This window comes from Acinetobacter sp. 802_lipA (genome assembly GCF_058242885.1).
Map to the genome: position 1 here is coordinate 2006612 of NZ_JBZAYP010000001.1, position 26368 is coordinate 2032979.

The window sequence follows — 26368 nt, forward strand, 5'->3', positions numbered from 1 at the left end:
TATGCAAATTACAACTCCTGATATTGGTGTAGATAAAGCCGTTGTTGCTGAAATTTTGATCAAAGTTGGCGATACCATTGCGGTTGATGACAGTGTTGTTCAATTAGAATCAGACAAAGCATCTGTTGAAGTGCCTAGCACTTCAGCAGGCGTTGTTAAAAGCATTTTAGTAAACTTAGGTGACTCTGTTGCTGAAGGTGCAGCGCTGATTGAGCTGGAAGCCGAGGGACAAACTGAAGCGCCAGCAGTACAAGCACAGGCTGACGTTGTACAAGCTGAAGAAAAGGCTGCACCCGCTGCTGTTGCTGAAACGGTTGCACCCGCTGCCACTACAGCATCACAAGTGATTGATGTGCAAGTGCCAGATATTGGTGTGGAAAAAGCAACCGTTGGTGAAATTTTGGTGTCGGTTGGCGATCAAATTGACGTTGATCAAAGCATCCTTGTGGTTGAGTCAGACAAAGCGACTGTGGAAGTCCCGAGTACGATTTCAGGCACAGTGGAATCAATTAGCGTTCAAGTTGGTGACAGTGTTAAAGAAGGTGTGGTGATTCTGACTGTAAAAACAGCAGCTTCAGTTGCACCAGTGACTGCTGAGCCTACTCAAGTTGCAACACCTCAAGCCACCACTGAAGCTCAGCCTGCTGAAGCGGCGCCACAAGTTGCTGCTGCGCCTGTAGGTGCAGTTGAAATTGCAGTGCCTGACTTGGGTGTGGACAAAGCGGCTGTTGCTGAAATTTTGGTGTCAGTAGGTGATACGGTTGAAAAAGACCAAAGTATCATCGTGGTTGAATCAGACAAAGCAACGGTTGAAGTACCAAGTACAACAGCAGGTGTGATTAAAGCCATTCATGTTGCATTGGGACAAAATGTATCGGAAGGTGTGGCTTTGGTGACCATTGAAGGTGAATCTTCATCAGCACCCGCTGCTGCACCTGCGGCGGCTTCTGCTCCAGCGCCTAAAGCTGAAGTTAAAGCGCAGCCTGCGCCAGCAGCACAGTCAGTTGCGGCTCCTGTGTCAGAACAGGGTGCAGACAAGCTGACGAAAGCGCAGAATGACGCCAATGCGAAAGTCTATGCAGGCCCAGCTGTACGCAAGCTGGCGCGTGAATTAGGCGTCGTATTGTCTGAAGTAAGCGCATCTGGCCCGCATGCGCGTGTCATGAAGGAAGACCTGAAAGCATTTGTCAAAGCGCGTTTAACTGCGCCTCAGGCTGCTCCAGCCGCTCAGGCTGCTGCTCAAGTTTCTGGCTTGCCAAAGCTTCCGGATTTCACAGCGTTTGGCGGTGTCGAAGAGAAAGTGCTGACACGTCTGCAACAAGTCTCTATTCCGCAGTTGTCTTTAAACAACTATATTCCGAAAGTGACTCAGTTTGATTTGGCGGATATTACTGAGCTTGAAGCTTGGCGTAATGACCTTAAAGGTAACTTTAAGAAAGATGGCATTAGCTTGACCATTATGGCTTTCATTATTAAAGCTGTTGCGCATTTGCTGAAAGAAGAGCGGGATTTTGCCGGTCACTTGGCTGATGATGGCAAGTCTGTACTCTTGCGTAACGAAATTCATATGGGCATTGCTGTAGCAACACCAGATGGTTTAACCGTTCCGGTACTACGTAATCCAGACCAGAAATCAATTAAAGACATTGCGGTGGAGCTCGGTGTATTGGGTCAGAAAGCACGTGATAAGAAGCTTTCGCCGAAAGACCTACAAGGTGCAAACTTCACGATTTCAAGCTTAGGTGCAATTGGTGGTACGGCATTTACACCATTGGTGAACTGGCCACAAGTCGCAATTTTGGGGATTTCTCCAGCGACGATGCAACCAGTATGGAATGGTCAAGGTTTTGATCCGAAACTGATGTTACCGTTGTCACTGTCTTATGATCACCGTGTGATCAATGGGGCCGATGCAGCGCGCTTTACCAATAAGCTGACCAAGTTGTTGAAAGACATCCGTACTTTGCTGATCTAATGATCTAGCTTTTAGCCCTGCTATTCTCTCTTCTCAAAAGAGAAAAATAGCGGCTGGAAGCACTGAAAAAATACCTCAATAAAGACCCTGCTTCGGCAGGGTCTTTTGTATTTATCGATTGCCAAAAAACATATTTTCGCCTAACATGGTGTTACTTCATTGGGGAGTAGCCGCTGTTCTTCAGAACAGGTGATGATCAACATATTTGCTCTAAAACGAGCATGGTCATCATAGCAAAGAACCAAATGAGCTTCTAAAGAGCTTTCTTTTGTTGGCAAGACCTTTGATTTACCACTCTGCAGATTTTGGCTAGCAGGAGAGGTGAGTCATTGGTATTTGTTATGCTAGCCAGAGAAAGACATCATGTATGAATTCCTCCTCTCCACAGCCATCGTGGCTTTAGCTGAAATGGGCGATAAGACCCAACTGCTTGCATTGTTACTTGCTGCACGTTTCCGTAAACCCGTCCCAATTCTATTGGCTATTTTGCTGGCAACCATTATTAACCATGGCGTCTCTGCCGTTTTAGGTCAATGGATCACCACAGTTTTAAGTCCTGATGCGCTGATCTGGATTCTCTCGATTGGTTTCATTGCTATGGCGGGTTGGATGTTGATTCCTGATCAGTTGGATGATGAGTCAGGCAGCATTAAGAAATGGCAGAAACTTGGGGTGTTTGGCGCAACGTTTGTGTTGTTCTTTTTGGCCGAAATTGGAGATAAAACCCAAATTGCTACCGTGGCTTTAGCGGCACGTTTTGACAGTATAGTTTGGGTGATGTTGGGTACGACTTTCGGGATGATGTTGGCCAATGCACCGGCGGTCTTTATTGGTGATAAGTTGGCGACCAAGTTACCAATTGCTTTAATTCATAAAATTGGTGCGGCTATTTTCTTGGCCATTGGTGTTGCGACACTTGTACAGCATTATTTCTTCTAATTCACCGTAAAAAACAGGAATCCCGACTTAAAAAATCGGGATTTTTTATTGAAAAATGATCTTCAATTTATTGATATATCAAATGATATTGGTCGCAAATGCATTGTAAGTTTGTGTAAATCCATATATGTTGTAGGTATTAAAAAGTCTTTTAAGAAAAAACAGCATTTTGAGGGGATGGGCATGGCATTTGACCGCACAACGTCACAGGTTTTATATGATGATGGCACACATAAGTGTATTAGCTTTACCAGCTTGGTCAAAGGCGAGGGTGTACAGGCAAATCAGTTTTTAATTATTGACCATGAGCGTGCTGCGGTCTTAGATCCGGGTGGTGATTTAACCTATGTGCCGCTGACCATGGAGTTGAATAAATATACGCGTTTGACCAATCTTGATTTTGTGATGGCCTCACACCAAGACCCCGACATTATTACCTCAATGCCGCGTTGGTTGGTTTATACCGAAGCGAAAGTGGTGGCATCTAAACTTTGGGCACGCTTTTTACCCCACTTGAACTCTGCTTTTATGAGTGAGCGGATGAAAGGTAACTGGCTGGATCGTTTAGTGGAGCTGCCTGACCACGGTCAGGTGATTACGTTGGGGCAATCTTCGATTATTGCTGTGCCTGCCCATTTTCTACATTCGGTGGGTAATTTTCAGTTTTATGACCCGATTGCCAAGATTCTATTTTCAGGCGATATGGGGGCATCGATGGTGGATGATGCCTCAAAACCTTTGGAAAACTTTGCTGCGCATATTCCTAAAATGAAAGGGTTTCATCAGCGTTATATGTGCAATAACAAAGTGATTCGTTTATGGGTCAATATGGTCCGCACCATGGATGTTGAAATGATTGTGCCGCAGCATGGTACACCGTTTATTGGGCAAGAGCAGATTCATCAATTTTTAGACTGGATTGAGACTTTGGAGTGCGGTACCGACTTGATGGATGAGAGTGTTTTTACCTGCCCAACTTGAGTGACAAAATAGTCGTAAATTTTGCTTGTTTGGCAACCACAATTTTTTTAATATTTTCTTCCAAAAAGAGTTTTTGAAAATGAGAATATAAAGGATGTTGTCTCAAGTTCCAACGGAAGATGCCTGTTTAAGCTGCGGGGCATGTTGTGCCTTTTTTAGAGTCTCATTTTACTGGGCTGAAGGCATCTCCATGCCTGAACATTATACAGAGCCAGTGACGGCTGTGTATTCATGCATGGCTGGAACCAATCAAGCCAGCCCACGCTGTATTGCACTGCAAGGTACCATTGGTGAGCAGGTGAGTTGTGGGATGTATGAACAGCGTAGCTCTTCATGTAAAGAAGTTCAAATCGCTGATGATCAATGCAACAAAGCGCGACGTGCGCACAATATGATTCCATTTGTGCAATTGGAAGCGAGCATTGCCGTCAATGATGAAGGTTTTGATCAAGTGTGTTAATCGGTAAAAGCAGAGTCAAGGCTCTGCTTTTTTAGTTTTAGAAAGTAAATCAAATTCATCTTAAAACAAGAAATAAAAAATAAAGGTGAAAATGAAGGTGTCAAATAAAATATGGGTTTTATCACTTTATTTTCTAAGATAAAAAAATAAATTTTCAATTGAAATGAAATTTAAGTTCATATTTGTTTATAATAGCGCACGGAAATTACCAGTGAGACTGCCATGTTGACCATCGTTCAAGACGCGTTAACTTTTGATGATGTCCTATTACTCCCTGCCTATTCTACTGTTCTCCCAAAAGATGTCTCATTAAAGACACGATTCACGCGCGGCATTAATTTAAATATCCCCCTTGTTTCAGCAGCAATGGATACGGTGACTGAATCACGTATGGCGATTGCGATGGCGCAAAACGGTGGTATTGGTATTTTGCACAAGAACATGGATATTGCTGCACAAGCTGCAGAAGTCCGTCGTGTGAAAAAATTTGAAGCAGGAATGGTGAAAGATCCAATCACTGTGACACCTGAAACCACAGTACGCGAATTGATCTCGATTACTCAAGCCAACAACATCAGCGGTGTGCCTGTTGTGAAAGATGGCAAAGTGGTCGGTATTGTCACAGGTCGCGATACACGCTTTGAAACGAACCTTGAGCAACCTGTAAGCAACATCATGACCGGCCAAGACCGCCTTGTGACTGTTCGTGAAGGTGAGTCGAAAGAAAATATTCAAGCATTGCTACAAAAGCATCGCATTGAAAAAGTTTTGGTCGTTGGTGAACACAACGAACTCAAAGGTTTAATTACAGTCACTGACTTCCGTAAAGCGGAAAGCTATCCAAGCAGCTGTAAAGATGATCTTGGTCGCTTACGTGTGGGCGCTGCCGTCGGTACAGGTGTAGAAACACCAAGCCGTGTAGAGGCTTTGGTTGAAGCGGGTGTAGATGCAATTGTCGTAGATACGGCGCATGGCCACTCTGCGGGTGTGATCGAGCGTGTACGTTGGGTGAAAGCGAATTACCCACAAGTCCAAGTGATTGGCGGTAACATTGCAACTGGTGATGCTGCATTGGCACTCCTTGATGCAGGCGCAGATGCGGTCAAAGTCGGTATCGGCCCAGGTTCAATTTGTACCACTCGTATTGTGGCGGGTATTGGTATGCCGCAGATTTCTGCGATTGATAGCGTGGCTAATGCACTAAAAGATCAAATTCCATTAATTGCAGATGGTGGTATTCGTTTCTCTGGCGATATGGCGAAAGCGATTGGCGCGGGTGCGAGTACGATTATGGTCGGTTCACTCCTTGCTGGGACTGAAGAAGCGCCAGGTGAAGTGGAATTCTTCCAAGGTCGTTACTATAAAGCGTATCGGGGTATGGGGTCATTGGGCGCGATGGCAGGCGCAACAGGTTCTGCGGATCGTTATTTCCAAGACTCTAAAGCAGGTGCTGAGAAACTTGTTCCTGAAGGGATCGAAGGTCGTGTGCCATACAAGGGACCAATGGGCAACATTGTGCACCAAATGATGGGCGGTTTACGTTCTTCTATGGGTTATACAGGTTCATCTGTGATTGAAGATCTTCGTCAAAATGCGAAGTTTGTGAAAATCACTTCGGCAGGTATGTCGGAGTCACATGTTCACGACGTGACGATTACCAAAGAAGCACCGAACTATCGCGTTGGCTAATTCAGCTATACCAATTGTTCAAAGTAAAAGCCGTCATTTTTATGACGGCTTTTTCGTTTTGGTGTAAAGTGTTGGCAGTAAAAAAGTGATGATTTAGATCACCATTAAGAAGTGAGTAGAACATGAGTTATTTTGGTACCGATGGTATTCGCGGTAAGTTTGGCGTCCTCCCTATTACCCCTGAATTTGCCCTTAAGTTAGGCTTTGCCGCAGGGAAAGTTTTAAAACGCCACAGTAAAAAATCAAAACCATTGGTGGTACTCGGTAAAGACACACGTTTATCGGGTTATATTTTAGAGTCAGCATTACAAGCGGGTTTAAACGCAGCAGGGGTGTATGTACATTTACTAGGCCCATTGCCAACCCCAGCGATTGCACATTTGACCCGTGCTTTACATGCAAGTTTGGGTATTGTGATTTCGGCATCACATAATCCTTATTTTGATAATGGGATCAAGTTCTTTTCCAGTGAAGGTAAGAAACTACCAGATGCTATTCAAGAAGAAATTAATCAAGAACTTGAAAAAGAATTAGTGATTGAAGACACGGCAAACTTGGGTAAAAGTGTCCGCGTAAAAGATGCCAATGGGCGTTACATCGAGTTTTGTAAATCCACATTTCCATACCATTTAGACTTGAATGATTTAACCATTGTGGTGGATTGTGCAAATGGTGCTGCATATAACGTGGGTCCATCGGTCTTTCGTGAGCTCGGCGCCAAGGTCATTGCCATTCATAATGAGCCTAACGGTGTAAATATCAATGAGCAATGTGGTTCAACACACCCTGAAAGTTTGCAACAAGCTGTAGTTGAAAGTGGTGCAGATTTGGGTATCGCTTTTGATGGGGATGCAGACCGTGTTATTTTGGTGGATAAAGATGGCAAGCTAATTGATGGCGACCATATTTTATATATCTTGGCGACACAGAGCGCTAAAAAACCTGCTGGAATAGTGGGTACCTTAATGTCAAATATGGCTTTAGAGCTGGCTTTGGAAAAAGCCGGTGTAGTGTTATTACGTGCCAAAGTGGGAGATCGCTATGTATTACAAGGTCTAGAAGAAAAAGGTTGGGTCATTGGTGGTGAGCCATCAGGACACATCTTAACCTTGGATAAAAGTACCACAGGTGATGCCATTATTGCCGCCCTTCAAGTGCTTACGGTGATGGTCGAGCAGAAGAAAGCGCTGCATGAATTGGTTGCTGACTTTAAGCTTCTACCGAATGTGTTGGTGAATGTACGTTTAGAGGCGATGTTTGACCCTTATGCGGTGCCTGCTTTGGTGGCTGAATTTGAGAAAGCCGAACAACAACTTAAAGGTCGTGGTCGTTTGTTGATTCGTAAATCAGGTACTGAGCCTGTGATTCGTGTCATGGTGGAAGGAGATGATCTCGATGAAGTCAGCACTTTAGCCCATACATTGGCTGATGCTGTACGTGCGAATGCAGCTTAATAAGGAGTGAAAAATGAGTGATTTAATTAAAGATCTCAGTGAGCTTCGTTTAAGTTATCAAAAAGGCGAGCTGCATGAAGATCGAGTAGAAACCCATCCACATGCTCAGTTCTTGCTTTGGTTTAATCATGCCTTAGAAGCACAACTGCACGAACCCTATGCCATGTCATTGGCGACAGCAAGTGCGCAGGGTCGCCCACATGTGCGAACGGTATTGCTACGTGGTGCAACTGAAGCAGGTTATGATTTTTATACCAATTATGACAGCCAAAAAGGCAATGATTTGGCAGAAAACCCATATGCAGAGTTACTGTTTTATTGGCAAGAGCAGGAACGTCAGATTCGCATTGGTGGTAAAGTAGTCAAAATTTCTGAAGCAGAATCGACGGACTACTATCATAAGCGGCCACGAGATAGCCAAATTGCAGCACATATCAGTACACCACAAAGTGGTGTGATTGAAAGCCGTGAGGTATTGCAACAACGTTTTGAGCAATTGCAAAGCCAAGTTGAAGGTAAATCAGAACTGAATAAACCTGTCTTTTGGGGTGGCTACCGTCTCGAGCCTGACTATTATGAGTTTTGGCAAGGGCGTCCGAACCGTTTACATGACCGTTTAAGTTATGAAAAACAGCAAGATGTTTGGATGCTGAAGCGTTTGATGCCATAAATGTCAGCCATTCAAATTAAGCAAAGACCCTTCATTACCCGTCCTGAATTATTTCAGGACATTCCTGCGTTTATTGCAGAAATTTTAGCCCGTCGTGGGGTGGCGTCAACGGAGGAGCTGGAGTTAAAGCTCAAGCATTTACTGGCCCCTAGTCTGAAAGGCTTAAATGAAGCGATTCAGTTGATGGATGCTGCAATTGATCAGCAACACAAAATCGTGATTGTGGGTGATTATGATGCAGATGGTGCAACTAGCACCGCTTTAATGATCTTGGCTTTGCGAAAAATGGGGGCGCAGGTAGAGTATCTGGTTCCAGATCGCTTTAAATATGGTTATGGCTTAACGCCTGCGATTGCGGATTTAGCATTTACCAGCTTTACACCTGATTTATTGATTACTGTGGATAATGGTATTTCCAGTCATGACGGCGTGAAACAAGCACAAGATCATGGTATGCAGGTGATTATTACCGATCACCATTTGACCACCAAGCCGACTCCCAGTGCCCAAGCGGTAGTGAATCCGAACCAGTTGGGGTGTGATTTTCCAAGTAAAGCCTTAGCTGGGGTAGGTGTGGCCTTTTATGTCTTGGCTAACTTATCAACCTATCGTAAAAAACTGAATAAGTCTTCGGCAGTTATGAGTCAGTATTTGGATTTGGTGGCATTAGGCACCTATGCCGATGTTGCTAGTCTTGACTATAACAATCGTATCTTGGTCGATGTTGGCCTGAAGCGTATTCAACAACATTTATGTCGTCCGGGCATCAGCGCTCTACTGGAGATTGCAGGTCGAGAAGCTGCAAGTTTAAAAGCGCAAGATTTGGGGTTTGTACTGGGACCACGTATTAATGCGGCAGGTCGTATGGAAACCATGGATATCGGCATTGAATGTCTGTTGGCACAGGACTTTGCTTCCGCTTATCCATTGGCAGAACAACTGAATCAGTTGAATGTGGAACGTCGTCAGGTTGAAGCGACGATGAAACAAGAGGCATTAATAGCCTTGGATCAAATTCAACTGGATGATACGGTCTTACCTGCGGCTTTAATTATGTTCGAGCCGCATTGGCATCAAGGGGTGATTGGCATTGTTGCAGGGCGTTTAAAAGAACAGTTTCATCGTCCGAGTATTGTGTTTGCTGCAGATGAAGATGGGATACATATCAAAGGTTCTGCCCGTTCGATTGAAGGAGTGCATATCCGCGATGCCATTGAGTGTGTTGCTGAGCAATATCCACATTTGGTTAGCCACTTTGGGGGACATGCTGCGGCAGCGGGTTTAACCATTCAAAAAGTCCATTTTGAAGAGTTCAAGCAGGCCTTTGAAGTACTGATGGCAGCTCAGGATGAACGTTTATTTACTGCGACTTTATGGACCGATGGTGAGTTAGCTGCACAGAATATTCAAGTTGAAACGGTCGATCTTCTACAGCAGATTAGTCCATGGGGGCAAAAGTTTCCAGCGCCTATTTTTGAGGGAAATTTTCAAATTTTAGATTTTCGCTGGCTGAAAGAAGTGCATTTAAAATTACGTGTTGCTTTAGACAATGGACAGGTCGTGGATGCCATTGCTTTTAATGCGGCAGACAAATACCAGTTCAATGAGATGAACCATCAAATTCGTTTGGTCTATGAGCTGGATAAAAATGAATTTCGTGGCAATGTCAGCGTACAACTTCGCATTTTGCATTTAGAACAACACTAAAAAACCGCTCTAATAGAGCGGTTTTTTTTAATACATTTTAGTTGCAATTAGAAGCGATAAGCACCACGTAGGCCAAACACATTGTCTTCATCAGCAAAGTCAATAGAACCTTCTAGACTGACTTGTTGAGTGAAGAACTTTTTCGCACGGATGGTAAATATTTCAGCATCTTTTTCATCGGTATCAGAGAAACCGAGGCCCACACTAAAAGTTTTATTTAAGTATAAGTCAGCATCAAGGTTGTAGTAATCGATGTCACCAAAGACTGCACCACCTTCAAAGTTCATGTCATAAGCACCCACTTGAGTGACATATTTGGCGCGTAAAGTTGGATCGACATCATCGCCATTATCATTATCGTAGCCAAATAAACCAGCTGCAACCAATAAGCCAGGAACAGGTAGATAACCTACTTCAGCAGAATAAATCGTGGTATCTAGGTCTTCAACACCATCGGCTTCGTGTTTGGTTTGCCCAATATTACCGTTCAGGTAAAAATCAGAGTTTGGAATAAAATACTCAAGTCCAACATTAAAGTCTGTGACTTCGTAATAATCATAATCAATGTATGAAACTTCGCCGTTGAGATTACTTGAGCGATTTAAGAATGCAGCTTCATTCAGTGGACTGTTTTTGACTTGAACAGGGTTGAAGTAGTACGTGCCATCTACGCCAAAACCTATTGAAGTGTCCCCATGATCAGGATCCGCCACAGCAATGGTGCCGCCGATTTCCGCTTGGTAAGCATGTGCAGTCCCAAAGCTTGCGATCAGTGCTGTAGTCAGCGCAATTTTTTTAAGCATTTTAGAGGTTCTCTCTTTGTTATAAAAATATGACTGTTCTATGACAGTTGTAACGAAGTGTACAAAAAAGTAGCAGGGAGTCAATCTTTATTTATAACAATGCTTTATCAGAGTGCAAAAAGCCCATTCGAAAATGGACTTTGAGTATTCAAGGTTTTTAATTGGTTTTAGAAACGATATTTTGCCGCTAAGCCAAAGCTGTTGTAGTCATTATTGAATTGTTCACCGAAGCCTACACGACCCTCTAAGCTCACTTGTGAAGTAAAGAATTTACGTGCATTGATACCAAACTCATTACGATCATTGATGTCGTTGCTGTAATAATCAACACCTACGCTTAGGGTTTTATCAATGAAGTAGTCTGCAGCCAGATTGTATTCATCTAGATCACCAAATGCAGCACCTGCTTCTAAATTGATGTCTTTACCATTAGATAATGTAGTCACGTATTTGGCACGTAGAGTTGGATCTACACCATCATCTTCATCAGTATCCCAACCTTTAACACCTGCTGCAATCAACAAGCCAGGTGCTGGTAAATAACCCACTTCTGCACCATAGGTGGTCAAGTCATTGTTTAGGTCATCATTATCTTTCAGGTCATGACCGCTCACATTACCACTTAAATAAAAGTCTGAATTAGGCACATAGTATTCAGCACCTACGCCATAAGTATGCGCTTCAGAATCACCGACTTCGTCGTATTGGTATTTTGCGTTAACGTTACTTGTACGGTCTAAGAACGCTGCTTCTGCAAGTGGCGCATTACGTGTTTGAACTGGGTTGAAATAGTATGTGCCATCTACGCCAAAAGAGCCGCTTGAACTACCGTTGTCTGGATCAATTAGGCCAGCTGAAGCACCCACCTCTGCTTGGTATGCATGTGCAGTACCTGTGATCGCTAGAGCGGAAAGTAATGCTGATGCAATTGCTAATTTTTTCATGGTATGTACCCCTCGTAAGTGGAACTGTATTTCATTAATTTTTTGTTACAAGTTCAGTCTAGGGCAAAATAAAAAAGCGTCAACCAAAGGAAAGTTACCGCTTTGTTGCAAGCGTAAACTTGTGTAATATTTTTTATTTAAGTTATTGAAATAAAAATGAAATAATTAAATGTTTTGTTTTATTAAAATTGTGTAGATTCTGTGGATTTCATAATTATTGATGTTATTTCAATCAATTTTAACTCAAAATGTTTATTCCGTTTGTATGTTTAGAACACTTCTCAGGTATGTATTTTATTAGATGGTTCGTATTTATATGCAGCTTGATTGCGGTTCAAGAGAATGCTTTTTTGGAGGTTAAATAGTCTTAAGCTCTAGAAAGAAGGGTGTGATTTTGTCGAATTTGAGATGAATAATCCTAGCCGTCGACTGTGATATAATCAGCGGCTATTTTTCGCTTTATATTGATTGAGAGTAATTCACGTGGAAATTAATCCGTATCTAAACCAATTAAAAGACTTAAACGACCGTGGTCTCACATTACGGGGGTATCTTTGACTACGATCTGAAAAAAGAGCGTTTAGAAGAGGTTCTCCGTGAATTAGAAGACCCAGCGATTTGGAATGATCAAAGCCGTGCACAAGCCATGGCAAAAGAAAAAGGCGAACTTGAAAACGTCTTAAATGTGTTAGATGGTTTGGCAACGCAGCTTGAAGATGCGCAAGCGATGCTTGATTTGGCAGTCGAAGCTGATGATGAGAGTCTGTTGGCTGATGTGCAGGCTGAATTGACCTCTGCAGAAGAAGAGTTGGCGAAGCTTGAATTCCGCCGTATGTTCAGTAACCCAATGGACCCAAATCCATGTTATGTGGAAATTCAAGCCGGTTCAGGTGGGACAGAAGCACAAGACTGGGCTTCAATGCTACTGCGTATGTATATGCGCTGGATTGAACGTCATGGTTTTAAAGCTGAATTGATGGAAGAATCCGACGGTGATGTGGCAGGGATTAAGTCAGCAACCATTCGTGTGGAAGGTGAATATGCCTATGGTTGGTTACGTACCGAATCGGGCGTGCATCGCTTAGTACGTAAATCGCCATTTGACTCGGGTAACCGCCGTCATACGTCATTCTCTGCTGTGTTTGTCTCGCCAGAAGTCGATGACAACATTGAAATTGATATCAACCCATCTGACGTACGTACCGATACTTACCGTGCTTCGGGTGCAGGTGGTCAGCACATTAACAAAACAGACTCTGCGGTACGTTTAACCCACGCGCCAACAGGGATTGTGGTGGCGTGTCAGAACCAACGTTCACAGCATGCCAACCGTGACCATGCTTGGAAACAGTTACGTGCTAAGTTGTATGAGTTGGAAATGAGCAAACGTAACGAAGCGGCTCAAGCACTTGAAGACTCGAAGTCGGATATTGGTTGGGGCAGCCAGATTCGTTCTTATGTGTTGGATGACTCGCGTATTAAAGACTTACGTACGGGTGTTGAAAACTCCAACACCGGTGCAGTACTAGATGGTGACCTTGATAAGTTTATTGAAGCAAGCTTAAAACAAGGTTTGTAATTTAAATGATGAATGAAAGCAAAGGGTTATCAGTTATTTTACAATATATCTAAAAAAATCGATATTAAAATCGAAAAAATGCGATATATTAGGTAAAACAAGCTGACAACGCTTTGTTGCCCATTAAACGTGTCTTGAGTATGGATATAGATTTAATTTTTAAAGCCTTGGCTAATCCAACGCGTCGCCAAATTTTGGAATGGTTAAAAAAACCGGAACAATTTTTATCGAGTGACGAATGTGGTGACTTTAGACGCGGCGTATGTGCAGGTCATATCGAACGGTTGGGAAATGTATCGCAATCGACGATGTCGAACCATTTGTCCGTTTTACAGCAGGCCGGTTTAATTCAAGTGGAAAAATATGGACAATGGTCTTATTTTTCTCGCAATGAAGCGTTGATTCAGCAATTTATCGAACACCTACAACAACACCTTTAACAGGTGGGAGTAACGATGGCTGAATTAAATTCTCCTTTAACGCTCGGTGCGTTAGAGCTTAAAAACCGTGTCATCATGGCGCCGCTGACCCGTAACCGCGCAACTGCTGATCGCGTTCCAACCCCAATGATGGTTGAGTACTATGCGCAACGTGCAAGTGCTGGCCTGATCATTTCTGAAGCTACAGTGATTTCTGAAGAAGCCAATGGCTATTTGAATACTCCAGGATTGTTTACCGATGCTCAGGTCGAAGGCTGGAAAAAGGTCACTCAAGCGGTTCATGAGAAGGGCGGTCTGATTATTGCCCAGCTTTGGCATGTTGGTCGTGTATCGCATCCGGATCTGTTAAATGGTGAAACACCAGTCTCTGCAAGTGCAGTACAACAGGCGGGTCATGTCAGCTTACTACGTCCAAAACGTCCTTATGTATTGCCACGTCCTTTGGAGGTTTCTGAAATTCACGCGATTACCGAGCAATATAAGCAAGCCGCGATTCGTGCTAAAGAAGCCGGTTTTGATGGTGTGGAATTACATGCTGCCAATGGTTATCTGATTGACCAGTTCTTGCAAAGCAAAACCAATCAGCGTGAAGATGAATACGGCGGTTCAGTGGAAAATCGTACACGGTTCCTGTTAGAAGCAACTGATGCACTGATTGAAGTATGGGGCGCAGATCGTGTAGGGGTGCATTTTGCGCCGCGTTGTGATGACCATGACATGGGCGATGATAATCCACGTGAAACATTTGGCTATGCCATGGAGCAGCTGGGCAAACGCAAGATTGCCTTCTTCTTTACCCGTGAATATCTGGCTGAAGACAGTATTTCTGAATATATGAAAGAGCGTTCTGGTGGAGTGCCTTATATTGCCAATATGCAACTGAGTCGTGAAGATGCGATTGAGCTGTTGGCAGCTGAAAAGGCAGATGCCGTTGCATTTGGTAAAGCCTATATTGCGAATCCAGATCTGTATGAGCGTCTACTGCAAGATGCACCATTGAATGAATTGAAACTGGAAAACATGATTGGAACAGATGTCGCGGCAGGCTATGTGGACTATCCAACTTTAGCTGAAATGGAAACTGCTGCGGTTTAAATTGCTTTTCCGTTAAATTCGCGACAAGATAACAGCGCAATTCATGGGATAATATGAGTTGCGCTGTTTTATTTTTGCATTGATTTTTGGAGCACGTATTTGGCTACTCCTTTTTGGTATAACGCAGCACTTGCGCTGATCAAACCGCTGTATAAGTCTAAAATAAAAAAACGTGCAGAGAGTACAGAACAATTTCAACAAGAATGTCTCGAACGTTTCGGGCCGTTTCAACCGGTTAAAAATCGCCAAGCGATTTGGTTCCATGTGGTGTCGGTGGGTGAAACCAATGCAGCGCAGCCTCTCATCGAGCATTATTTAAAAGCGGGTCATCCAGTCTTGGTGACCAATACCACCAAAACGGGTCAGGCGCGGGCCAAATCACTATTTTTAAAAGCACCGTATCTAGATCTGTTCCAAGCTGTATATTTACCTGCGGATCAAAAACCTTTAGTTCGTCAGTTTTTCGCATTGTATCAGCCCAAACTTTTGGCTTTGGTTGAAACTGAACTCTGGCCGAATTTAATTGCCCAAGCGGGGCAGAGTCAGGTGCCATGTATCTTGATTAATGCACGTCTTTCTGAAAAATCAGCCAAAGGCTATGCCAAAGTATCTAGCCTTACGCAGCCGATGTTACACGGACTAGATCAGCTTTTGGTACAAGATCAGGCAACTGCAGAGCGCTTTATTCAGCTTGGTTCAGTGCCATCGCTAACACAGGTGGTGGGGAGTATTAAGTTTGATATTCATGCGCCAGAATCGTTTGTCAAACAGGCAGCTCAGCTCAAGCAAGAATGGTCACTCGCTGGGCGTAAGATCATCACTATTGCCAGTACTCATGCACCCGAAGAACAAAAACTGTTAAGCGCATTTAAGCCATATTTGGATGCACAGCCTGAACTGTTGTGCATTGTTGTACCACGTCATCCAGAGCGTTTTGATGAGGTCTTTGCTGTTGCACAAAGTTTAAATTTAAATACCACTCGCAGAAGTACGGGACAAAGCATAGAGGCGGACACCCAAGTCTATTTAGCCGATTCGATGGGGGAGATGTGGTTATGGTATGCCTTATCTAATGCCTGTTTTGTCGGGGGATCACTAAATGAACCGGGTGGCGGACATAATATTTTAGAGCCAATTGCGTTACATGTGCCGACGGTTTTGGGCAAAAACTATTTTAATTTCCAAACAATTGTCGATGAATTTGTACAAGCCAACGCGGTGAAAGTTGTTGAGGATGCTGAACAAGCTGCTGCGGTGTTGATGATACTGTTAGAGGATACTGAGCAGGCCAACACACTGAATGAATCTGCACAAAAGATTATGCAGTTAAATACGGGCTCTTTGAAAAAGCATATTCAAGTGATTGATGCTTATTTATAAAACTTGAGTGAGTTTGTCATTACTACAAATACTGTAGATTTTATGGATGGTTTTGCGTAGGTGGTTCTTACTTTTCAAAGATGACAAATAACAAAAATCTTTTGCTGTGCTAAAGGTACATCCTGTACCTCAGCACAACGGGCGACATTCTTGTCGCCTTTCACGATGACATGTGCTGATGAGGCCTCCACTGTTTGGATTTTTTCTATTTATTATGAATATTGTTCTCTTAGATTCGCGCCAAACTGAATCGGAATTTTGGTCCATTAGCGCCAAGCGTCAGCTGGAACATTTACAGGCTCATTTACAGATTAAGGTTGGCGATACTTTAAAAGTTGGCATTCGAAACCAAAAGCGTTATGTGACAGAAGTTGTAGAGATCTCTGAAACAGTTGTACGTATAAAACCCTTATATAAAGAGCCTGTACCAGCCAAACTCCCAGTAACTTTAATTGTCGCGATGCCACGTCCTAAAGTTCTACGTCGTTTGGTCATGGACGCGGTGACTTTAGGGGTTGAAAAAATCATTTTGCTGCACAGCTATCGGGTCGATAAAAGTTATTGGCAAACCCCATTTTTACAACAGTTGGATCAATATGTGACTTTGGGGCTAGAGCAGGCAGGCGATACGATTGCACCGAAAGTTGAAATTTATAAACGCTTTAAGCCTTTTGTGGAAGACATTTTACCTAGCCTGATTTCAGCTAATTGTCCTGCCTATGTGGCACATCCCTATAGCGATGCCAAAATGCCTTTTGCGATTCAACATCCCTGTACGATTGTGATCGGGCCGGAAGGTGGATTTATCCCTTACGAAGTTGAACTACTTGTAAAAAACGGCTGTCAAGCGATGAGCTTAGGCAGCCGTATTATTCGGACTGAAACCGTGATCCCTTATGTTTTAGGGCGCTTATTTAGCGGTTGAAGTTTCTGTCGGGTAGCTGTCATTTTTTGCGACGCGAACTTCTTGGACTGGGTAAGGAATAGAAATTCCTTGCTCAGCAAAGGCTTGAACCACATATTCTTGTACTGAACTGATCGAGCCAGATACCGTAGTTTCTGTGGTGTTGACCCACCATTGAACTTTAAGATTTACTGAAAAATCTGCAAGTGCAGCGACGTTCACGCTAAAACCCGGTTGACTTAAAATGGTCGTATCTCGGTCTAAAATGCCTAAAATAATATCTTTGGCTTTTTTGATGTCATCTTCATAACCAATACCGACCAAGAACTCGCAGCGACGACGTGGATAGGCGGTGTTAACAGTGACCGCACTGGTATACACAGTCGCATTCGGAATCACGATACGACGACCATCTGGCGCACGTAAGTAAGTGGCACGAATTTGAATATCTTCAACGTTGCCTTCCATACCCGAGACAATAATGTCATCGCCAATCTTAAACGGTTCACCCAGTAAAATCAGGATCCCTGAAAGAAGGTTTTGGAAGATATCTTTAAATGCAAAACCAATGGCAACCGAGCCAATCCCCAAAGCACTCATCAGCTGACCAGGGGTGAAACCCGGAATCGCAATCACCATGGCAATCAGGAAGCCAATAAAGACGATGGCCGAACTGCCGACACGGTTCAGGACAAGGACAAGGTTTTGTTTGGTATAAGAACGATCAGATAGTGCTTTACGAACAAAAAGCTTAAACAGTTTGGAGAGCAAATAAAAAATGACGAAGGTAATCAGCGCAATACAAAAATAAGGCATACGCTCCCAAAAACTATCGACAAATTTGTCGATGGTGGAATAGGCGTCATTATATTTTGCTGTATGTGCAATTACACTTTGGGTGGTTTTCGCTGTCGCGTCATGTAGCATCTCTGACGTACCTTGAGCAACCTCGCTCAAGGTATGGGTTTGTTCTGACACTGGTGCTCCAATCGCTGAAAATTTGGCATATTTTGCCTGAAAATTGTGTGTATTTAATAGAGAAAAGCGTATGAAATTATCGCATTCTGAGTGATTGATAAACGGATAAAAATCTATCTGTCTGTTTTTTAAATGCTTGATTTTTTGAATCAAGGTGCTGAGCCATGCTCCTATGTATGAAATAGCACAGCCTGAAGTGTAACAATATGCTTAAAAAGCCTAGCTGGAGCCACTTTACGGAGTTCGACGTTGTTCATGTTACGGATTAAACACAGGATCTCATTGAAAGATCACTATAAAATGTGTTTTAAATTGTAGAAATAATATACGACCAAAGCCGTGTTGATCTGTTTAAAAAACAATCGTCATACTGTGGTTATGCAGTCCAATAATAAACCAATAACTGTGGCATGAACTCTCGCGATGAGAGTCAGAATATAAGGAAGTATGATATGAAAGAAGTATATCCTGTACCTGCAGAATTTGAAAAAACTGCGCGCACCAATGAACAAGAATATTTTGAACGCTATCAAAAATCGATAGAACAACCTGACGAGTATTGGGCTGAACAAGCGTTGAAGCTAGATTGGATCAAGCCTTTTAGCCAAGTTAAAAACACCAGTTATGATAAAGACAATTTTAAAATTGAATGGTTTGCCGATGGCCAGTTAAATTTAAGTGCCAATTGCCTTGATCGCCACTTAAAAGAGCATCCGTATAAACCTGCCATTATTTGGGAAGGTGACCATCCCTCACGCCATAAAATCATTTCCTTTGCTGAACTGTATGACGAAGTGTGTCGTTTTGCCAATGTCCTGAAAAAGCATGGCGTGGTGAAGGGTGATCGTGTGGTGCTGTATATGCCAATGATTTCAGAAGCGGCCATTTCGATGTTGGCCTGTGCCCGAATCGGTGCCGTGCATTGTGTGGTGTTTGGTGGTTTCTCGCCTGATTCATTGGCAAGCCGAATTGATGACAGCCAAGCCAAAATTGTGATTACCGCAGACTCTGGAATGCGCGGGGGTAAACCGATTCCGCTGAAAGAAAATGTAGACGCAGCATTGAATCTACCCGGGACAGACTCAGTACAGAACGTGATTGTGGTACACCGGACAGGCAATCCAATCATGCTTAAAGAAGGGCGTGACTTGTGGTATCACATGGAAATCATGACGGTCAACGAGATTTGTCCAGCTGAACCGATGAATGCCGAAGATCCCCTATTTATTTTATATACCTCAGGTTCAACCGGTAAGCCCAAAGGTGTGTTGCATACCACTGGGGGCTATTTAACTTATGTGAATAGTACCTTCCGTGAAGTGTTCGACTTAAAACAAGATGATGTGTTTTGGTGTACAGCCGATGTGGGCTGGATTACGGGACACTCTTATGTGCTGTATGGCCCCTTGTCGAATGGAACGACGACAGTGATGTTTGAGGGGATTCCACAGTATCCAAGTTGGGCACGTACAGGCCATATTGTCGACAAACACAATGTGACGATTTTATATACGGCTCCGACAGCGATCCGCGCCATGATGCGTGAAGGGGATGCCTTTGTCCGTGAGAGTGACCGTAGCAGTTTACGTTTGATTGGTTCCGTTGGAGAGCCGATCAACCCAGAAGCATGGAATTGGTTCTATACGGTAGTGGGAGAAAGCCATTGCCCAGTGGTGGATACTTGGTGGCAAACGGAAACTGGTGGAATTTTAATCTCTCCACTTCCGGGTGCGACACCACTTAAACCGGGGTCTGCAACGCGTCCTTTATTTGGAATTCAACCCGCTTTGGTCGATGCAGAAGGCAACGAGTTAGAAGGTGAGGCTGAAGGCAATCTGGTGATTAAGGATTCATGGCCGGGACAAATGCGAACCATTTGGGGTGATCCTGAGCGGTTTATCGAAGCGTATTTTGCAACCTATCCGGGAACATATTTCACGGGGGATGGTGCACGCCGTGATAAAGATGGTTATTACTGGATCACAGGACGGGTAGATGATGTGCTGAATGTGTCAGGGCACCGCTTAGGTACGGCCGAAGTAGAAAGTGCTTTGGTGGCACATGAGGCGGTGGCTGAGGCTGCGGTAGTGGGAATGCCACATGAGATCAAAGGACAGGGGATTTGTTCCTTTGTTACTTTACAAGCGGGCACTGCACAAACAGAAGAACTTCGTGCTGAACTGATTCAGTGGGTACGAAAGGTGCTCGGTCCTGTGGCAACCCCAGATGCCTTACATTGGGCACCGTCTTTACCGAAAACACGTTCAGGTAAAATTATGCGTCGTATTTTAAGAAAAATTGCAGCGAACGAGTTAGATAGTTTGGGTGATACATCGACACTGGCTGAACCGCAAGTGGTCGAAGTGTTGATTAAAGAAGTGTATCCAAACGGATAAAAGCGACCTAAAAAATACCGTCTCAAGCAGACGGTATTTTTATTTTGGTGTACCGATGGAATACATCGGGTTGCTTTATAGCAATTTGTAAGTGCAAGACGTTTAGAAATTAAATAGTTCTAACGCTGATGGATGCTTTCTAAGGTATCCACCATCGTCCGTGTCATCTGATCAATTTCATAATTGACCGCATCGCCGACTTGTACCGATGCCCACGTGGTCAGACGCAAAGTTTCAGGAATCAAATCAACTGAAATTTCATGGCTGTTACGATCAACACGGTTGACGGTGAGGCTACAACCATTCAGACCAATAAAACCTTTTAAGAAAAAGTATTTGATATTACCCTCGGGAATGTGGAGATCCACATGCAGAGTCTCGCCGTGACGGCTCAGCTGCTTTACTGTAGCCGTTCCTTCGATATGTCCATACAAGTTGTGTCCCCCATTTTCCATCCCGACTTTGGCTGAACGTTCGATATTCACCTCATCGCCTGTCTGTAAAGCCCCTAAAGTGGTCAGGCGTCGAGTCAAATCTGAGACATCAAAATGGACTTGACTGGTGGTCAGATCGATGTGCGTTGCAGTTAAGCAGGTGCCATTGATGGCTACACTTGCACCGATGAAGACATCGTGAAAAAAGTTGTGTGTATTTGAAACTACAAGGGTGCTAAAACCGTCGCCTTGACGGACATCTAAAATTTTCTCTAAGCCTTGTACGATACCTGTGTACATCAGAAGTTTTCCTAATTCGGGGTTTATGTTTAATGTAAATGATCTATCACTTGATGTGGCATTATTTTGAATGGAGATGTGCTAAAGCTGTATCTTTGATGGGATTCCGCCGCCAATAATAGGGCCGCAAAAATCGGAGCAACAGACGTAATGGCGTCATCCATATGATTCGAGTATGACGACGTTTATTCTCTAAAATACGTTGAGCCATATAGCGACAGACCACTTCGGGAGGATCGATAATAAACAAAAAAAGCCGTTTCATTTTGTTCCAGTGCTGAACATTGCCATTTTGCCAAGAGGATACCAGTAGTTCAGTTGCTACCATTCCGGGACTGAGCGTACCGACTTGAATGTGGGTCTGTTTGGTTTCTTTAAACAGGGCTTGACTAAAGTAACCTACGGCACGTTTGGTGGTGGCATAGGTAGTCATGCCTGCACTCCATTCGCCTCGAGTGCCCCAACCTTCCATATTGAAAATTTGACCATAGCCTTGTGCTAGCATGCCGTTTAAGGCCACTTGTGAGCCGAACATACTGCCTAGAATATTGGTCTGAACCACAGTCTGTATGTCTGTTGCTGCGAGATCTTTAAAGTCTAGTGTCGCTGTACAACTGCCTGCATTATTAATCCAAATCTGAACAGCACCAAATTGTTGAATGGCTTCATCCCAAAGCGTTTGTACTTCATGGATCTGCGTGACATCACAAGTGACGGCATGAATCAGTGCAGTGGGAAAGCGATGCCGTAGCTGTTGCAGGGTGCGCTGTAAATCTGTGCTATTTCGCCCAGAAATCACGACGGCTTGTTGTTGTTCTAAGAAGGCTTGAGCTAAACCCAAGCCGATACCTTTAGAACTGCCTGTAATGACGATGCAACCTGATTCTGAATTCATATGGATCCTTTACTTTGTGAACTAAAGGAAGTCGCTTTTTGACTGTGAAGCATACAATAACAAATGGATAGGCTGATCATTGCAAGGTTCATAACCACAGGATTAAAAGCACGAATGAGACTGTCTGGGATCAGAAAAGCGACCAGTGCGAATAAAAACACTAAGCTAAAGATACTGAGGTAATGCAGATATTTACTGGAATTAAAGAGGAACAATAAAGCAAAAACACACTCAAGCATACCTGAGCCCTGACCTGCCAGTTGGGCCTGTGTGTAGGAAAGCCCAAAAGTTTGCCAAATGGCAATCTCATCGGGATTGATAAAAAGGATTTTAGGAACTAAACCTTGATAGCCCCATAAAAAGGCCAAAGAAAGATTAATGAATTTAGAGGGTTGGCTGTTGTTCATATAAAATGGTTATTTTTTACTTTGTGCGGATTATACACCAATAAAAAAACCCTCAAGCCGAGCCCTGAGGGAAGAATAGAGTCACCTATCATTATTATTTTTTAGTTCGTGTCTGTTGCTTACCGAGCTAAGCAGATTTGGCAGTCTCAACGGATTGCTGTTGAGCTTCCAACTCACGAACCAATGGCAACACTTTGGCACCGAAGTATTCAACCTCTTCGATAAAATGTAAAAAACCTGAAAGGATTAAATCCACACCAACGGCTTTTAATTCCACAATACGTTCAGCAATTTGGCGTGGTGTACCAATCAAATTGGTTTTAAAGCCATCATTGTATTGAACCAAATCTTCAAAGGTCGATTTGGCCCAATTGCCTTCACCTTCCAGTGTTGCTGCACCCGCTTCACGGGCGGCCTCGCCAAAGGCATGAACCGCTTGAATATTGGCTTTATCAATAATTTCTTGCAGAACCGTTTTCGCTTCTTCCTCGGTATCTCGGGCAATGATAAAAGCATTCACCCCAATTTTGACCTGATGGCCATTCTGTTGGGCTTTTGCACGAATATCATCAATCTGTTTTTTGAGTTCATCAGGGGTATTGCCATTGGTAAAATACCAGTCTGAAACTCGTGCAGCCATATCCCGTGCAGCACGAGAGCTGCCGCCTTGGAAAATTTCAATATGCGGCTTTTGCACAGGTTTGGGGGACAAGGTGTAGTCTTTGAACTGGTAGTATTTTCCATTGAAACTATAGTTGTCTTGGGTCCAAACGCCTTTTAATGCACGAATAAACTCTTCCGAGCGGGCATAGCGTTGGTCATGTTCAGGCCATGCTTCACCAATCGCATCAAATTCGCCGCGAAACCAACCACTAACCACATTAATCGCAATACGTCCTTGGGTTAAGTGGTCGATGGTTGCAAGCTGTTTTGCGGCAAGCACGGGTTTCCACGGGCCAGGTAAAATAGCGGCAATGACTTTGAGTTTGCTGGTTTTGGCTAAGATACCGTGACTAAAACTGACCGATTCATGTTGGTTTTCTGCATTATAACCCGCAGTAAAACGAATCTGAGTTAGAGCATAGTCAAAGCCATTTTTTTCCGCAGCCTGCGCTAAACGGACGTTATAGTCATAACTCCAGTCTGTGCGCTGCTCAATATTACTCACCACTAAGCCACCGCTGACATTGGGAACCCAATAAGCAAACGTAATATTTTTATTCTGTTGTGACATGTGAAAACCCTCTCAATGCTTTTTGCGTTAAGCGACCTGTGGTTTGGCTTTTTTCTGATGCAAGCGAGACTCGGCTGCATCTAAATTCGGGACCGCGGCTGAAGGCAGTACATCGTCTTGTTCGATTTGCGTGTTGATACCCAAGTTCTGATTGGCAAGTTGGGTTTTTTCTTTCACCACTTCTGCACGCTGACCTTTGGCAGGTGCCCATTCTAGGATGGGTAAAGCACGAGCTACGGCAAGAGTAATGCGATCTCGTAATAATTCACTGTGGATGGTATACGCTGGGGTAAAGTCTTTGTCTGTGGCATAGACCCCAATAGGTAAAGTTTGCGCTTGGAAGAAACTAAATAGTGGGCGAAGTTGATGCTCCAGTACCAACGCATGACGCTCACTGCCGCCTGAGGCTGCAAGTAGTACGGGTACATCGACCAGCGCCGTTTGCTCAACAAAGTCGAAAAAGTGTTTAAACAAACCAGTAAATGAAGCACGGTAAACTGGTGTTCCAACAATCAACGCATCGGCAGCTTCGACTGCGGCTAAATCATCTTGCACACGTTGTGGCAGTTGATTGCGGTAAATCGCGCCACCGAGTAAATGGCCAATTTCGCTGAATTTAATGAAATGTACATGGATTGGGGTTGCATCGCCCAGTTCATTTAATATTTCTTGTACCAATGCCTCAGTTTTAGACGGGGTATTTAAACCACCTGACACAGCGACAATATTGAGTGGTTTTTGCAGTAAAGTAGACATAAGGACAGCCCTAAAGTGTTGTATCTCGGAATGGGCTTATTTATCTAATATTTGCATTTGGTCTGTAAAATAAAGAAATAGCGTTAAGTTATCTGATTTTAAGATATATCTGTTGAGCTTGAAAAAGGCTGCTTAAATTTTTATTAAATTGTTGTATTTTATATATATATATAAAATAAATAACCTTTTCCGATGTGCTGATAAATTTTATATCAAAATGTGATTAGTTATTTATATTTCAAGATCGACTTGGAATTGAGGCTATTTTTCTGAATAAAGCGTGATAAAGTGAAAAAAAGTTAGACTTTGCATATCCTTATCGGCACTTGTATGGTTAGAATAGTCAAGACTAGTGCACTCGAAATCTCTCGTTGCTTATGAATATATTAATCGTTGATGACCATCCGCTGTTTCGCCATGCGTTAATCCAAGCTGTTCGTTATAGCTTACCGCAAGCTCAAATTCATGAAACAGCCGCAGTAAACGAGTTTTATGAACGCCTTGAAAAAGGTCCTGAACCTGATTTGGTGCTATTGGACTTAAACTTACCAGGTGCTTCAGGTTTTTCTGCATTGGTACACGTTCGTGCCCAGTATCCATCATTACCGATCATTGTCGTTTCAGCGCATGAAGAGACGTCGATCATTCAGCGTTCAATTGCGCATGGAGCGATGGGGTATATTCCAAAGTCGGCACATCCAAGTCATATTGGCGAAGCAATTCGCGAAGTCTTAGATGGTGAAATTTGGTTGCCACCAAATTTACCCGCTAACATGAACTTTGACCCACGTGCTGCCGATGAAACTGCACTGGCTGAGCGAATTCAATCCTTAACACCGCAGCAGTTCCGTGTTTTGATGATGGTGGCAGAAGGTTTGCTGAATAAGCAGATTGCTTATGAACTTGATGTTTCAGAAGCGACGATTAAAGCGCACGTGACTGCGATTTTCCGTAAGCTTGGAGTACAGAACCGAACTCAAGCGGTCCTTGCGATCAATGCTTTAAATATTGAAGAAAAACGCATGTAAGCTGATCTATTGAATTAAAAAAAGCGCTGAATCATCAGCGCTTTTTTTCGTTTTTGAGTTTAAGCCAAGCAGTTTTGTTTGCTGGTGAAATCGGTACAAAATAAAGGATTTAAAGCACATTGCAGATCATCAATTTGCTCTTCAGAGACATAGCCCTGTTGTTTCAAATAAGCCGCAACACGGTCATCACGCAGACTTAAAAAGGCCGCATCATACACGCCAAGATCGACAAATAAAGCCGCCGTTTCCAAGCTGTTGAAATGGTCTAAGTAGATTTCGTTGTCATACATAAGGAAAATATGGTCTTGTGTTCCTTGCGCATCAATACTTAAGCGATCCGCCAAGACTTGCGGTGGTGTTTTAATAAAGAGCAGATCCGACAATTGGTCAAACTGGGTGGTGTCGAGTTGATCCTGATCGGTTTTGACTTTACCGAGCCATGCTTTAAACACCAAAACTGCACCGCCGCGAAGGAGCATGCTCCAAATTTGATGGCGCACATCTTCACTGAGTCCGCTGGATTCGGCTTCCAATGCCAGCAAGAACGGGTCTTCTTGTTGCTGAAGTTTTTCAAATAGACCTAAACCTTGCGGTTGGTAAGCCGCGGGGCGAAACACATCAAAGTCGAGTTGTTCAAACACTTGTAATGCGAGGGGAATAGCGGTGTGATACAGCGTATCTAAGGCCTGAACATGAGTCTCGTTGAGTCTACTTTGTTTAAAGAGTTCGACCCAGTCAATACTGGGTAAAAAGGCATTGGCACTATACTGGCGCAGAAATTGTTGTGACTGATCTGAGCCATGTGGCATTGCTTTAGAAATGTTCATCATAAAACTCCAAGAGAAGGATGATCAGTTTCTTCAGCGAAGGAAGGGGTATATAGGTAGAAAAACTGATCTTTTCTTAGTCCTAGTTATCTG

At 43.5% G+C, this 26368-nt stretch carries 24 protein-coding genes and 1 riboswitch; of the genes, 15 read left to right on the top strand and 9 right to left on the bottom strand.

All coding sequences use genetic code 11. The features are described 5' to 3' along the window. Position 1 precedes the first annotated feature (1 nt). The 8 genes from AC4CU3_RS09815 to recJ all read left to right on the top strand — a co-directional run bounded on the left by AC4CU3_RS09815 (position 2) and on the right by recJ (position 9875). On the top strand, positions 2-1975 hold the full coding sequence (locus AC4CU3_RS09815) for a 2-oxo acid dehydrogenase subunit E2 (protein WP_490738175.1): 1974 nt from the start codon (positions 2-4) through the stop codon (positions 1973-1975). 139 nt (positions 1976-2114) lie between these two features. Next, positions 2115-2264: riboswitch (yybP-ykoY riboswitch) on the top strand. Positions 2265-2338: 74 nt separating this feature from the next. After that, positions 2339-2914 (top strand): TMEM165/GDT1 family protein, encoded by a 576-nt coding sequence (locus AC4CU3_RS09820; RefSeq protein WP_104221805.1) that lies wholly within the window; start codon positions 2339-2341, stop codon positions 2912-2914. Between the two features lie 183 nt (positions 2915-3097). Beyond that, the gene (locus AC4CU3_RS09825; RefSeq protein ID WP_004691719.1) at positions 3098-3895 is read left to right on the top strand and encodes an oxygen-binding di-iron domain-containing protein; all 798 of its coding nucleotides are present in this window, start codon (positions 3098-3100) and stop codon (positions 3893-3895) included. A 94-nt stretch (positions 3896-3989) separates the two neighbouring features. Further along, positions 3990-4355 carry a YkgJ family cysteine cluster protein gene (locus AC4CU3_RS09830; protein ID WP_078388319.1) on the top strand — a complete coding sequence of 122 codons (366 nt, stop codon included), beginning with the start codon at positions 3990-3992 and terminating at the stop codon, positions 4353-4355. Between the two features lie 222 nt (positions 4356-4577). Further along, positions 4578-6044: an IMP dehydrogenase gene (guaB, locus tag AC4CU3_RS09835; RefSeq protein WP_004691717.1), complete on the top strand. Its 1467-nt coding sequence runs from the start codon at positions 4578-4580 to the stop codon at positions 6042-6044. Positions 6045-6166: 122 nt separating this feature from the next. Beyond that, a complete protein-coding gene (gene glmM, locus AC4CU3_RS09840) occupies positions 6167-7498 on the top strand; it encodes a phosphoglucosamine mutase (RefSeq protein WP_490738176.1) in 1332 nt (443 codons plus the stop codon). 13 nt (positions 7499-7511) lie between these two features. Continuing rightward, positions 7512-8168, top strand: coding sequence for a pyridoxamine 5'-phosphate oxidase (pdxH, locus tag AC4CU3_RS09845; RefSeq protein ID WP_348927134.1), 657 nt, complete (start codon positions 7512-7514; stop codon positions 8166-8168). Continuing rightward, positions 8169-9875, top strand: a complete 1707-nt coding sequence (recJ, locus tag AC4CU3_RS09850; protein WP_490738177.1) for a single-stranded-DNA-specific exonuclease RecJ — start codon at positions 8169-8171, stop codon at positions 9873-9875. A 47-nt stretch (positions 9876-9922) separates the two neighbouring features. Here the strand turns inward: recJ and AC4CU3_RS09855 are convergent, their stop codons facing one another. Together AC4CU3_RS09855 and AC4CU3_RS09860 are read right to left on the bottom strand one after the other, a co-directional pair. Next, on the bottom strand, positions 9923-10678 hold the full coding sequence (locus AC4CU3_RS09855; RefSeq protein ID WP_078425084.1) for a putative porin: 756 nt from the start codon (positions 10676-10678) through the stop codon (positions 9923-9925). 167 nt (positions 10679-10845) lie between these two features. After that, complete coding sequence (locus tag AC4CU3_RS09860; RefSeq protein WP_395000310.1) at positions 10846-11622, bottom strand: putative porin; 777 nt, start codon at positions 11620-11622, stop codon at positions 10846-10848. A gap of 483 nt (positions 11623-12105) precedes the next feature. Between AC4CU3_RS09860 and prfB the strand changes: the two genes are divergently transcribed. The 5 genes from prfB to AC4CU3_RS09885 all read left to right on the top strand — a co-directional run bounded on the left by prfB (position 12106) and on the right by AC4CU3_RS09885 (position 17041). Continuing rightward, positions 12106-13201, top strand: a protein-coding gene (prfB, locus tag AC4CU3_RS09865; RefSeq protein ID WP_100222790.1) for a peptide chain release factor 2 whose coding sequence is annotated in 2 segments (ribosomal slippage) — positions 12106-12177 and positions 12179-13201 — 1095 coding nt in all. Because the reading frame shifts where the segments join, the coding sequence is not laid out codon by codon here. A 140-nt stretch (positions 13202-13341) separates the two neighbouring features. Further along, complete coding sequence (locus tag AC4CU3_RS09870; RefSeq protein ID WP_004978252.1) at positions 13342-13641, top strand: ArsR/SmtB family transcription factor; 300 nt, start codon at positions 13342-13344, stop codon at positions 13639-13641. Between the two features lie 15 nt (positions 13642-13656). Beyond that, complete coding sequence (locus tag AC4CU3_RS09875) at positions 13657-14736, top strand: alkene reductase (protein WP_148825331.1); 1080 nt, start codon at positions 13657-13659, stop codon at positions 14734-14736. A gap of 99 nt (positions 14737-14835) precedes the next feature. Next, the gene (locus AC4CU3_RS09880) at positions 14836-16116 is read left to right on the top strand and encodes a 3-deoxy-D-manno-octulosonic acid transferase (protein WP_279737373.1); all 1281 of its coding nucleotides are present in this window, start codon (positions 14836-14838) and stop codon (positions 16114-16116) included. Between the two features lie 214 nt (positions 16117-16330). Then, positions 16331-17041, top strand: coding sequence for a 16S rRNA (uracil(1498)-N(3))-methyltransferase (locus tag AC4CU3_RS09885; RefSeq protein WP_490738178.1), 711 nt, complete (start codon positions 16331-16333; stop codon positions 17039-17041). Here AC4CU3_RS09885 and AC4CU3_RS09890 read toward each other — a convergent pair. Next, complete coding sequence (locus tag AC4CU3_RS09890; RefSeq protein ID WP_004691703.1) at positions 17027-17998, bottom strand: mechanosensitive ion channel family protein; 972 nt, start codon at positions 17996-17998, stop codon at positions 17027-17029. The two genes, AC4CU3_RS09885 and AC4CU3_RS09890, sit on opposite strands and share 15 nt — an antisense overlap. Positions 17999-18450: 452 nt before the next feature. Between AC4CU3_RS09890 and acs the strand changes: the two genes are divergently transcribed. Beyond that, positions 18451-20394, top strand: coding sequence for an acetate--CoA ligase (acs, locus tag AC4CU3_RS09895; protein ID WP_490738179.1), 1944 nt, complete (start codon positions 18451-18453; stop codon positions 20392-20394). Between the two features lie 119 nt (positions 20395-20513). Here acs and AC4CU3_RS09900 read toward each other — a convergent pair whose 3' ends face one another. From AC4CU3_RS09900 to msuE, 5 genes are all read right to left on the bottom strand, one after another. Beyond that, positions 20514-21128, bottom strand: coding sequence for a riboflavin synthase subunit alpha (locus AC4CU3_RS09900; protein ID WP_490738180.1), 615 nt, complete (start codon positions 21126-21128; stop codon positions 20514-20516). A gap of 61 nt (positions 21129-21189) precedes the next feature. Further along, positions 21190-22023, bottom strand: coding sequence for an SDR family NAD(P)-dependent oxidoreductase (locus AC4CU3_RS09905; RefSeq protein ID WP_490738181.1), 834 nt, complete (start codon positions 22021-22023; stop codon positions 21190-21192). After that, complete coding sequence (locus AC4CU3_RS09910; protein WP_490738182.1) at positions 22020-22430, bottom strand: DoxX-like family protein; 411 nt, start codon at positions 22428-22430, stop codon at positions 22020-22022. Before AC4CU3_RS09910 ends, AC4CU3_RS09905 begins: the two co-directional genes overlap by 4 nt. Before the next feature lie 127 nt (positions 22431-22557). After that, the gene (gene sfnG, locus AC4CU3_RS09915) at positions 22558-23664 is read right to left on the bottom strand and encodes a dimethylsulfone monooxygenase SfnG (protein WP_151836431.1); all 1107 of its coding nucleotides are present in this window, start codon (positions 23662-23664) and stop codon (positions 22558-22560) included. A gap of 27 nt (positions 23665-23691) precedes the next feature. Then, the gene (msuE, locus tag AC4CU3_RS09920) at positions 23692-24420 is read right to left on the bottom strand and encodes an FMN reductase (RefSeq protein WP_078425075.1); all 729 of its coding nucleotides are present in this window, start codon (positions 24418-24420) and stop codon (positions 23692-23694) included. A gap of 377 nt (positions 24421-24797) precedes the next feature. On the opposite strand from msuE, the gene AC4CU3_RS09925 reads away from it, so the two are divergent. Next, entirely contained in the window at positions 24798-25448 is a 651-nt protein-coding gene (locus tag AC4CU3_RS09925; RefSeq protein WP_004691689.1) for a response regulator, read from the top strand. A 59-nt stretch (positions 25449-25507) separates the two neighbouring features. On the opposite strand, the gene AC4CU3_RS09930 is transcribed toward AC4CU3_RS09925, so the two are convergent. Further along, a complete protein-coding gene (locus AC4CU3_RS09930) occupies positions 25508-26275 on the bottom strand; it encodes a hypothetical protein (RefSeq protein WP_490738464.1) in 768 nt (255 codons plus the stop codon). Positions 26276-26368: the final 93 nt, after the last annotated feature.